The 9,019-nt window shown below is 73.9% G+C and carries 8 protein-coding genes and 1 pseudogene; 2 read left to right on the top strand and 7 right to left on the bottom strand.

Features of this window, described 5'->3' with window-relative positions; translation table 11 throughout:
• Positions 1–42: 42 nt before the first annotated feature.
• Genes C2L59_RS00295 through C2L59_RS00315 form a run of 5 tightly spaced genes read right to left on the bottom strand, consistent with a single transcriptional unit; the run spans position 43 to position 7,207 of the window.
• A complete protein-coding gene (locus C2L59_RS00295) occupies positions 43–1,212 on the bottom strand; it encodes a VWA domain-containing protein (RefSeq protein WP_103347472.1) in 1,170 nt (389 codons plus the stop codon).
• Positions 1,209–3,392 (bottom strand): DUF5682 family protein, encoded by a 2,184-nt coding sequence (locus tag C2L59_RS00300; RefSeq protein WP_103347473.1) that lies wholly within the window; start codon positions 3,390–3,392, stop codon positions 1,209–1,211. The genes C2L59_RS00295 and C2L59_RS00300 overlap by 4 nt, the downstream gene beginning before the upstream one ends.
• Positions 3,389–4,474: an AAA family ATPase gene (locus C2L59_RS00305; RefSeq protein WP_103347474.1), complete on the bottom strand. Its 1,086-nt coding sequence runs from the start codon at positions 4,472–4,474 to the stop codon at positions 3,389–3,391. Before C2L59_RS00305 ends, C2L59_RS00300 begins: the two co-directional genes overlap by 4 nt.
• Complete coding sequence (locus C2L59_RS00310; RefSeq protein ID WP_103347475.1) at positions 4,471–5,856, bottom strand: DUF5691 domain-containing protein; 1,386 nt, start codon at positions 5,854–5,856, stop codon at positions 4,471–4,473. The genes C2L59_RS00305 and C2L59_RS00310 overlap by 4 nt, the downstream gene beginning before the upstream one ends.
• 43 nt (positions 5,857–5,899) lie before the next feature.
• On the bottom strand, positions 5,900–7,207 hold the full coding sequence (locus tag C2L59_RS00315; protein WP_103347476.1) for an SWIM zinc finger family protein: 1,308 nt from the start codon (positions 7,205–7,207) through the stop codon (positions 5,900–5,902).
• Between the two features lie 101 nt (positions 7,208–7,308).
• Here C2L59_RS00315 and C2L59_RS00320 point away from each other — a divergent pair, with 101 nt between their 5' ends.
• The gene (locus C2L59_RS00320) at positions 7,309–7,818 is read left to right on the top strand and encodes a PadR family transcriptional regulator (RefSeq protein WP_103347477.1); all 510 of its coding nucleotides are present in this window, start codon (positions 7,309–7,311) and stop codon (positions 7,816–7,818) included.
• Positions 7,818–8,417, top strand: coding sequence for a GyrI-like domain-containing protein (locus tag C2L59_RS00325; protein ID WP_103347478.1), 600 nt, complete (start codon positions 7,818–7,820; stop codon positions 8,415–8,417). Before C2L59_RS00320 ends, C2L59_RS00325 begins: the two co-directional genes overlap by 1 nt.
• Here C2L59_RS00325 and C2L59_RS00330 read toward each other — a convergent pair.
• Together C2L59_RS00330 and C2L59_RS00335 are read right to left on the bottom strand one after the other, a co-directional pair.
• Complete coding sequence (locus C2L59_RS00330; protein ID WP_103347479.1) at positions 8,402–8,665, bottom strand: hypothetical protein; 264 nt, start codon at positions 8,663–8,665, stop codon at positions 8,402–8,404. The genes C2L59_RS00325 and C2L59_RS00330 overlap by 16 nt on opposite strands.
• Positions 8,665–9,019, bottom strand: a pseudogene (locus C2L59_RS00335) (acyl-CoA synthetase); the annotation flags it as partial. The pseudogene C2L59_RS00335 and the gene C2L59_RS00330, both read right to left, overlap by 1 nt.

The raw sequence follows: 9,019 nt of genomic DNA on the forward strand, positions 1-9,019 counted from the left end.
ACACCGCATTGAACTCCGCCGGCGTCGGTTTCATTCCGCAACTCAGCTGGTCTCGCGGGCCGCCCAGCCCTGCAGGTCGTCGCCGCGGATGGCTGCCGCCATCAGGTCCGGGAACTGGTCCGGGGTGCAGGCGAAGGCCGGGATGCCCAGCTCGGCCAACGCCGCCGCGTTCTCGTGGTCGTACGAGGGTGCGCCCGAGTCCGACAGGGCCAGCAGGGTCACCACCTGGACGCCCGCGCCGGCCAGCTCGGCCATCCGGTGCAGGAGCTCGTCGGAGTCGCCGCCCTCGTAGAGGTCGCTGATCAGCACCAGCAGCGTGCGCTCCGGGCGCTCGACCAGGCCCTGGCAGTACGCGATCGCGCGGTTGATGTCCGTGCCGCCGCCCAGCTGGGTGCCGAACAGGACGTCGACCGGGTCGGCGAGGTGCTCGGTCAGGTCCGCGACCTCCGTGTCGAACGCCACGAACGACGTCTTCAACGCCCGCATCGACGCCAGGACCGCGCCGAACAGCCCCGAGTACACCACCGACTCCGCCATCGACCCCGACTGGTCGACGGCCAGGATCACGTCCCGCTGCACCGCCTGCTGACGGCGGCCGAAGCCGATCAGCTTCTCCGGGACGATCGTGCGCAGGTCGGGGGAGTAGTGCTTGAGGTTCGCGTGGATCGTGCGCGCCCAGTCGACGTCGCCCGGCCGCGGCCGGTGCGTGCGCGACGCCTTGTCCAGCGCGCCCCGGATCGCCGCGCGGGTGCGCTCGGCCAGCCGCTCCTCCAGCTCCGTGACGACCTTGCGGACCACCTCGCGCGCGGTCTCCTTCGTCTCCTCCGGCAGCACGCTGTTGAGCGACAGCAGCGTGCCGACCAGGTGGACGTCCGGCTCGACCGCCGACAGCAGCTCCTTCTCCAGCAGCATCCGGGTCAGCCCGAGGCGGTCGACGGCGTCACGCTGCATGACCTGCACGACGGTGCTGGGGAAGTACCGCCGGATGTCACCCAGCCAGCGCGCGACCCGCGGCGCCGAGGCGCCCAGGTTCGCGCTGCGCGGCCCGCTCGTGGCCTCCTCGTCCGGCTTGTCGTACAGGGCGGCCAGCACGGCGTCCACCCCACTGTCCTCTTCGGACAGCTGGGCGTCCTCCAGCCCGGACCCCGGCCCGGCGCCGTCCCCGCCCAGCACCAGCCGCCAGCGCCGCACCCGATCCGTGTCCGTGCTCATGCCCCCACCCCCAGCAGTGTCGCCAGGACCGGCAGCACGCCCTCGGCCCGGTCCTCGTCCAGTTCCTCGGCCACAGGCACCGCCCGCGCGGTGCCGGTGAGCCCGGCCGCGCGCTGCCCGATCGCCCGCTTCTCGGGCCCGCTGAACGCGCCGAACGTGCGGCGCAGCAACGGAAGCACCTCGGTGAAGACGTCGGCGGGGATCGCCGCCAGCCACCCGTCGATCACCCGCAGTAGGCCCTCGTCGTGCACCAGCAGCAACGCGCCGCCGTCGAAGAAGCCTTCGACGTACGCCGCGCCCGCCGACGGCACGACCCCCGGCGTCAGCGCCCGGCCCAGCCGCAGCTCGATGTCGAGTGCGTCGAACAGCCCGGCGTCGTGCAGGATGCGGGTCAGCCGGCCGGCCAGCAACGGCGGCAGCGACGGCCGTTCCGCGAGCCGGGCCAGCGCCGCCAGCCAGCGTTCCTTCGGGTCGTCGCCCAGCAGGGACGTCGCGTCGTGCACGCCGTCGACCAGCTTGGCCAGCCGGGCCGCGGCGTCGTCGTCGATGCCGTGCGCCGCCGGGGGCAGGCCGGCGCAGATGCGGTCCAGCATCCGGTCGGCGACCGCCCGCAGCGCGGCGGTGTCCGTCCCGCGGACGTTGCCGTACCGGGTGGCCCGCGCCAGCGCGGGCAGGGCCGACATCAGCCGGGCCACGTCCGCGTCCGCCGCCGCCCGGGCGTCCAGCGCCGCGAGCGCTTCGGGCAGCGCCTCCGGCAGGTCGGCGAGCAGGCAGTTTTCGACGGCCGTGGTGACCTCGTCCAGCGGTGGCGTGCCTTCGACCGTGCCGCGGACGGCGGCGGTGGCCGCCGACGGCACGGTCGTGCCGTACACGGCGGCCGCGACCAGGTCGACTTCGAACGACGGTTCCCAGCACAGCGCCCACGTCTCGCGGAACGTGCCCTTGTTCCGCCGCGCCGACGCTTCCCGGCTGCCCCACTCGATGCCGAGGATCCGCAGCCGGTGCAGCAGCTTCGACCGGTCGAGCCCGCCCGGCGTCCGCAGGTCGAGGTCGAGCTCCTTGACGACCGGATCCTTCCTGAGCCGCAGGCGTTTCGCGGTCGCGGTCAGGTCCGCGGCCAGGGGCGGCTGCGGGACGCGGTCGGGCACCTCGCCGAGCCGTTCGCCGACCACCAGCCGCCGGGTGACGAGCTCGACCTGCACCTCGTCACCGCCGCAGAGCACGGACCGGGTCGCTTCGGTGACCTCGGCGAGCCCGGCCGACGACCGGCCGCGCAGCGTCGCGAGGGTTTCGGCGAGCCGGACCGCCTCGATGACGTGCGCGGTCGAGACGGGCAGGTCCTCCTCGCGCAGCACCGCGGCGACCCCGGCGAGCCAGCGCGCGGTGACGGCGTCGGCCGTGGTGAACAGGTGGTGGTACCAGCCCGGCGACCGCACACCCGCGCCGTAACCGCTGGCCGTGGCGAGCCGCCCGTGCGTCCACGGCACCCAGGTGCAGGCCACCTTCCGCTTCGGCAGTCCTTTGAGGACGGCCTGGTCGTGCGACGCCGGCGGCAGCGGGTCGGCCAGCGCGGGCACGTGCCAGGCGCCGCAGACGACGGCGATGTTCTCGAACCCGTCCTTGCGGGTGCGGCGCAGCACCGAGCGCATGTACGCCTCGCGGCGGGCTTCGTTGCCCTGCGGCGGTTTCTCGTCCTCCCGCACCGCCGTCATCGCGTCGGCGATCACCTCGAACGGGTTCTCGTCGTCCCGCCGCGACTCGACGACGTCGTCCCACCAGCGTTCCGGGTCGTCGTAGCCGCCGGCCGCGGCCAGCAGGGCGAGCGGGTCGACCGGCGGGCCGGCGTGCTCGTCCGGCGCCGCGGCGAACGTGTGCGCGGCCGGGAGGTCGCAGAACCGCACCGGGATCCCGGCCTCGCGGGCGTAGGTGAGGGCCTGCCACTCCGGGCTGAAGACCGCGAACGGCCAGAACGCGGCGCGCGAGACGTCGTCGGTCGCGTAGGCCAGCAGCGCGACCGGCGGCTGCATCGCCGGGTCCTCGGCCAGCTCGACCAGGACGTCGGCTTCGGGTGGTCCTTCGATCAGCACGACGTCGGGTTCGAGCTCGGCGAGCCGCCTCGCCACGGCCCGGGCGGATCCCGGGCCGTGGTGGCGGATGCCGAGCAGGTGAGTGGCCGTCACGAGAGCTCCTGGCCCGCCCGGTAGAAGTCGGCCCAGCCGTCGCGCTCGCGCACGACGGTCTCCAGGTACTCGATCCAGATCGCGCGGTCGGCCACCGGGTCCTTGACCACCGCGCCGTGGATGCCGGCCGCGATGTCGTGCGGGCGCAGCACGCCGTCGCCGAAGTGGGCGGCCAGGGCGAGCCCGCCGGTGAGCACGCTGATCGCCTCCGCGGTCGACAGCGTGCCGGACGGCGACTTCACCGCTGTGCGACCGTCTTCCGTGCGGCCCGAGCGCAGCTCGCGGAACACCGTGACCACGCGGCGGATCTCCGCCAGCTCGGCGGCCTCCGCGGGCAGCTGCAGCGAGGTGCCCAGCTCGGCGACGCGCCGGCTGACGATCTCGACTTCGGCTTCGGCGCTGTCCGGCAGCGGCAGCACCACGGTGTTGAACCGCCGCCGCAGCGCGCTCGACAGCTCGTTGACGCCCTTGTCGCGGTTGTTCGCCGTCGCGATCAGGTTGAAGCCGGGGCGGGCCTGCACCTCGGTGCCGAGCTCCGGGATCGGGAGCGTCTTCTCGGACAGGATGGTGATCAGCGAGTCCTGGACGTCGGCGGGGATGCGCGTGAGCTCTTCGAGGCGGGCGAGCTTGCCGTCCCGCATCGCGCGCAGCATCGGGCTTTCGACGAGCGCGGCGGCGCTCGGGCCTTCGGCGATGAGGCGGGCGTAGTTCCAGCCGTAGCGGATCGACTCCTCCGACGTGCCCGCGGTGCCCTGCACCAGCAGCGTCGAGTCGCCGCTGATGGCGGCGGACAGGTGTTCCGACACCCACGTCTTCGCCGTGCCGGGCACGCCGAGCAGCAGCAGCGCGCGATCGGTGGCCAGGGTGGCGACGGCGACCTCGATCAGCCGCCGCGGGCCGACGTACTTGGGGGTGATCACGGTGCCGTCCGGCAGGGTGCCGCCGAGCAGGTACTCGACGACGGCCCACGGCGACAGGTGCCAGTTGGGCGGCTTGGCCCGCTCGTCGGCGGCGGCCAGCGCGGCCAGTTCGGCGGCGTGGTCCTGTTCGGCGTGCGGCCGGAGGACGGTGGGGGCGGTCATGCGAGCTCCTCGTACATTTCGCGGCGGAAGTTCAGCGTTTCGGTGAGCGCCCGGCGCCACGGCCCGGCGTCCATGGTCAGGCGGGTGGTGGCCAGCGGGTGGCGCAGGCACGCCGCGGGGACCGCGCGGGCGATCACGACGGCGGCGTGCGAAACCAGGCGGTGGTCGTCCTGGCGGGCGACCCAGTCGAGCAGGGCGGTGCCGAGCTCCTTCGTCCACGGCCGGGGCAGCTCGTGCACCAGGCGGGCGAAGGATTCGACGGGCAGCCGGCTGATCAGGTGCCCGACGGTGGCGGCCTGGCTCACCGGGCTGAGCACGCCGAGCAGCGGCGGCGTGGTGCGTCCGCCCGGATCGGCGCCGATCAGCGCCTGCGCCCAGGTTTCGTCGCGCTGGCGCAGGGCTGCGGTGGCCCACGAGTCACGCAGGACGCTGGCCGGGCAGCCTTCGACGGTCATCCGCACCACCTCGGCGGGCGGCCCGAATTCGGCCCAGAAGGACAGCGGCGCGGCCGCGACGAGCGTGCGCAGCCGGACGGTGCCGTCGCCGCGTTCGCCCTGGGGAACCTCGACGGTGAGCACCCGCTTGTCCCGGCGGACGAGGGGGCGCAGCCGTTCGGCCATGCCGGCGCCGTAGCGCGTGCCGGGGAGCCGGCCGAGCAGGTCGGCGGCCTGTTCCCGGACGCCGGCGGCCCGATCGGTGAGCGCGGCCTCGAGGAAGGCTTCGTCCTCGGGCCGCACGTGCCCGGCGAGCACGCCGAGGAAGTCGGCCCGCACGTCGGCGGGCTCGCTCTTCCACGAGGTGGCGAGGGCCGCCCGGGCGGCCTGGGGGTCTTCGGCGAGCTTGGCGGCGAGCCAGCGGCGGCGCTGGGCGAGGCTGCCGTACTGCCAGACGTCGGCCTGCTCTTCCGCGGGCGCGGCGAGGAAGGCCCAGTCGGGGTTCCGCTGCCCGAGCCAGGCGCCGATCGGCCCGGCCACGGCGGCCAGCGGCCCGCGCAGGGCGGCCTTGGTCCGCGCGGCTTCGGCGAGCAGCGGCAGGGTTTCCGGCGGGACGCGGTAGGCGGTGCCGGCGACGATGCCGAGCCATTCGAGCAGCAGGTCGGGATGACTGGCGGCCAGCAGCCGCCCGAGCCGTTCCCGGGCGAGCGGCGGCACGAACGGCCGATCGTCGGGAGCGGCGACGGGCAGGGGCCGGACGTCGTGCAGCGCGTGGCGCCCGGCCCGCCGGTAGGCGGTGAGGACGGCCGCGGCGGCGAGCAGCTGCTCGGCGGGATCGGCACGGCCGGCGACGAGGTCCTGGACGGCCGCCGGCTGCGCGGTGGGGTCGAGGGTGCGCCGCCGGGTGCCGAGGAGGGCGGTGCCGACGAGGTCTTCCCAGGCCTTCACGGGCGGACCTCCGGTTCTTGGTCGTGGTGCGGACAACGGACGTTCACAGCCGCACCGCCCGGTTCTCGTGCCAGCACATCAGGGGGCGCAACCCGGCCGGGCTCCACTCGCCCGCCACCGTCAGGGGATGGCCCGCCGACATCGCCAGCAGGGACCACGGGAACGCATACGGCACCAGCGGCAACGCCGTCCCGTCCTTTTCGGACAGGCACCAGCCGCCGCCGTGTTCGGCCGGGGTGACGTTCGAGAGCAACACCGGCCAGCGCTCCAGCCAGGGGTCCGCCGCGATCGCCTGGGCGTACGCCGCCAGGGCGTCCGCGATCGAGCCGCCCTCGGCCGTCGTGGCCGCCAGGGGGATTCCGCGTTCTGCCACCGAAGCCCGCAACGGGGCCGCGCCCGGGTAGAACGCCAGCTCGGCCGTGAGCCGGTGGCCGGGTGGGAGGGAAGTGTCCAGGGGACGGCCCGGTGGTGCGAACGACAGCACCAGCGCGTCCCGGCCCGTGCGGAGGCCACGCAACCACGTGCGGCGGGTGAGCAGGCGGTCGTTCTCCTCGTCCGCCGCGCCCGTGATCAGCCAGTCGTCCGCGACGCGCTCGCCTTCTTCCAGGACCCGGGCCGTCTCCACCGAAAAGCCGAGGCGCGTGCGGACCGTCTCCGCCAGCGCCGGGGGCAGCGACTCCAGGCGCGTGGCCGCGTCGGCGAGCAGGTACAGCTGTGACAGCTCGGCCAGCAGCGCCTCCGGCCAGTCGCGGCGGCCGACGGTCGCCGCCGCGCGGCGCAGGCCGCCCGCCAGGCCGCCCGCCTGGGCGTCGACCATCCGGGCCGCGACCGTGCGCAGCTCCTCGCCGCCGTTGCGCTCGAAGCCCGCGAAACCCGCGCCGATCCGGTCGGTGAGCCAGACTTTCAGCTCCGCGACACCGCCTTCGACCCGCGTGGCCCGCTCGGAAGCGCGCCGCGCGGCCGCCTCCTCGTCCTTCGGGCCCGCCTCCTCGGCGCGTTTCTCCGCGCGCCGGGCGCGGTCGGCGCGTTCGGCCAGCCACGCGTGCACCCACTCGGGTGCCTCGGCCGGCGAAACGCGCCCGCCCGCCCAGAGCAGCAGCAGACCCAGCGCGTGCTTGCACGGGAACTTCCGGCTGGGGCACGAACACCGGAACGCGGGCTCGGCCAGCTCGACGCACGTCTGGTACGGCTTCTTGCCACTGCCCTGGCAGAAGCCCCACACGGCGTCTTCGGACGCGCCCGCGCCCGTCCACTTCGCCGGCGCGGCCAGCGCCCGGCCCGCCTTCTCCGAAGCGGGATCCGGCGCCAGCCCGGCCACGCGTTCCGCGGTCCACGGCACCGCCGTCACCACCTGTCCCCCCACTGTTCTCCCTCGGTTTCCGGGTACGGCTGAAGCATGCCAGCACCCACCGACAATTTCCGAAGCCGAGTATTCTAGTGCTAGAGTAAAACGTGCTGACGGACGCGGAGCTGACGGTGCTCGGCCTGGTGGTCGAGCGGCCGAGGCACGGCTACGAGCTGGACGAGGTCGTCTCGGAGCGCGGCATGCGCGACTGGACGGCGCTCGGCTTCAGCTCGATCTACTACGTGCTGGGCAAACTCCGTGACCGCGGCCTGGTCGCCGAAGTCGCGGAGGAACGCCCGCACGCCAAGGCCAAGAAGACGTACACGGCCACCGAAGCCGGCCGCGAAGCGTGCTCGGCGGCCGCCGAAGCGGCCATCGCGCAGCTGCGCCCGATGCACCAGCCGGTGCTGGTCGGGCTGGCCAACACCCCGGCCATCCCACCCGGACGGCTGGCGGCCGCGCTGGCCCGGCGTGCGGAGGCGGTCGGGGAACGGCTGGCCGAGGTGCGCCACGCCGCCGCGGCCCAGCGGCACGCCCCGCCGTTCGTCCGGGCGATTTTCGACTACTCCATTGCGCAGCTCGAGGCGGAAGCCCGGTGGCTGGAAAGAATGACCTGATGCCGTACGACTTCAAAAAGGACCTCAAGCAGCTCTACGCGCCCAAGAACACCGACTGGGCCTTGGTGGACGTGCCCGAGCAGCGGTTCCTCGCCATCGACGGCCGCGGCAACCCGAACACCGCGGAGAGCTACCAGAGAGCCGTAGAAGCGTTGTACGCCTTCGCGTACACGATCAAGATGGCGGCGAAGCAACGCGGCGAGGACTTCGTCGTGGGGCCGCTGGAAGGGCTGTGGTGGGCGGACGACTACGCGGCTTTTACCGTGCGCGCCAAGGGTTCCTGGCAGTGGACGATGCTCCTCGCGCTGCCGTCGTGGATCGGCGAGGAGGCCGTCGAGGAGGCGCGGGAAACCGTGCGGCGCAAGAAGAAGATCGACGCGCCCGTCCGGTTCGAGAAGCTGCACGAGGGCCGGTGCGCGCAGGTGCTCCACATCGGCTCGTACGACGACGAGGGCCCGATCCTGGCCCGCCTGCACAACGAATTCCTGGCCGAGCAAGGGCTGAAGGAAACCGGGCTGCACCACGAAATCTACGTCGGTGACCCGCGCCGGACCGAACCGGCCAAGCTGAAGACCGTGCTGCGTCAGCCGGTCGGCTGATCGAGGGCGGCGAGGCCGCTTTCCCACCGCGCCCGGCGCTGGGCGGAGGTCTGCTCCCACCACGGCTCACCACGCTCGCCCAGCGCCACCTTCGCGGTTTGGGTGCGCGCGCGGTCCTGTACGCGCCGCGCCGCCATCAGGTGCTTCTGCAGGCGGTCGCGGACGTCGTCGGGGATCTCGGGGTCCGTCGCGCGCCAGCGGCGGCCGTTCACCACGATGTACCGGCCGTCCGGCGTGTGCTCGGGCATCAGTACTCGCTGGTCGCGGGCCAGGTGTCGTCGTGCAGGAGGCGCTTGAGGATCTTGCCCGTCGCGTTCCTCGGCAGGTCCGGGACGAAATACACGTCCCTCGGCACCGCGAAGCGGGCCAGCCGGTGGTGGATGTACTGGCGGATGTCCTCCGCGTGCAGGGACGCGCCCCGGCGGGGGACCACGTACGCCGCCAGGCGCTGGCCCCACTCCGGGTCCGCCACCCCGACCACGGCGGCGTCGTGGACGCCCGGGAGGGCCACCAGGGCCTCCTCCACCGGGCGCGGGAACACGTTCTCGCCGCCGGAGACGATCATCTCGTCGGCGCGGCCGGTGACGAACAGCCGGCCCGCC

The organism is Amycolatopsis sp. CA-128772 (genome assembly GCF_002904295.1).
Classification (GTDB): Bacteria; Actinomycetota; Actinomycetes; order Mycobacteriales; family Pseudonocardiaceae; genus Amycolatopsis.

Bases quoted from the DNA above. Each gene is read 5' to 3' on its own strand.
- C2L59_RS00325 (WP_103347478.1), top strand. From the start codon at position 7,818: ATGCCGTACGACTTCAAAAAGGACCTCAAGCAGCTCTACGCGCCCAAG.
- C2L59_RS00295 (WP_103347472.1), bottom strand. From the start codon at position 1,212: ATGAGCACGGACACGGATCGGGTGCGGCGCTGGCGGCTGGTGCTGGGC.
- C2L59_RS00305 (WP_103347474.1), bottom strand. From the start codon at position 4,474: ATGACCGCCCCCACCGTCCTCCGGCCGCACGCCGAACAGGACCACGCC.
- C2L59_RS00330 (WP_103347479.1), bottom strand. From the start codon at position 8,665: ATGCCCGAGCACACGCCGGACGGCCGGTACATCGTGGTGAACGGCCGC.